This window comes from Lewinella sp. (assembly GCF_050633125.1).
Taxonomy (GTDB): Bacteria; Bacteroidota; Bacteroidia; order Chitinophagales; family Saprospiraceae; genus Lewinella.
This window is the reverse complement of sequence record NZ_JBOEFX010000256.1, coordinates 1-1185: the sequence shown is the minus strand read 5'-3', so window position 1 is coordinate 1185 and position 1185 is coordinate 1. Positions and strand designations below refer to the sequence as shown.

The 1185-nt window shown below is 34.6% G+C and carries 1 protein-coding gene; it reads right to left on the bottom strand.

Features of this window, described 5'->3' with window-relative positions; all coding sequences use genetic code 11:
• Nucleotides 1-81 precede the first annotated feature (81 nt).
• Complete coding sequence (locus ACRBG0_RS28780; protein ID WP_431490268.1) at nt 82-1017, bottom strand: STM4504/CBY_0614 family protein; 936 nt, start codon at nt 1015-1017, stop codon at nt 82-84.
• Between the last annotated feature and the right edge of the window lie 168 nt (nt 1018-1185).

Below are 1185 nucleotides of genomic sequence, written 5' to 3'. Positions count from 1 at the left end.
TTTTCTTAATTGGCTACAACTCAAGCTTAGCTGCAGTGCGAGGCACGAGCATTGTCAGCTAAGCAAAGTTAGGTACAGAACTTATTTTATTCTACTTTGCTCAATTAAGAATATAATATTTGTCCCTGTCAAATTCAATCCATATCTAGTCATTTCATCATCTACTTTTTGGGGGATTTTTCCCTGACCATGCCCAGCACGTTTATTCCTAATTGTTGGGATCCCACTTTCTAGAAGATTCTGAAGTGAAGTAAATTGATTTTGAGTAAATGTCGGAACTAAACCATTTTGAAAACACACTTGTATTAGCTTTCTTGAAGTATCAGTTGGTTTATGTTCCCAACCTTTTTCTGTACAAATTATCTTCATAGTGCTCTCAAATGCTTTTAAACACTCAGTTAAACATTCCTTATTTCTTCCATGCCTATAATGCTCGTGAGCTTTCAAATACTCTTCATTTGCACCAATAAATTTTTCATCCCATAAAAGTGAAATTACAGGTTTAGTAATTTGTGAATGTATGTATGTGGAATCCACTCGAATTATTTCACCACCTTCAAACTGATAACCAATTCCATGTTCCTTAAACCTATCATTTAACTCCTGGATAGCTTGATCTGGTTTCAATACTATTTCAGTTGTATGTTCATATTCACGCAAATTCTTTCTTATAAACTTATCTATAAATTTAAAACACAGCTCAATCACGTCAATTACTGATTCAATATTATCAGTACTAAGAAGGTATTCTATAACATATCCTTCGTTTGATTCTTGGTAAACATTTCCTAATTGAAAAACTCCATATTCTCGGCAAAGTGTTTGATGAATAAACCTGTATGCGTCTTCAACCTGATTTCTATGCCCATAAACCCTCTTATCTTGTCCAAAGGCATCTCGAATGATGTGCACAACTTGGACTCGTAGAGGTTGAGGTATTTCATCGTATTTAAAGATCTCCGGACTCTCTCCTCTCAATCTTTTTTGGCGTTTCGAAAACAGGTCAAATATTGGCATAGAAAAATTTTCCTTTTTACACTTAACAATGGTAAATATAACTATTGAGCATTAAACAATTATAATTCAAACAACCTATAGAAAGTTCCCAGAATGATCAATTTCTTACTTTGTCAAAGCTGGAGCCCCTTTTAAATGGATTGTACCTAACGGCTGGTGCCGGCGCAG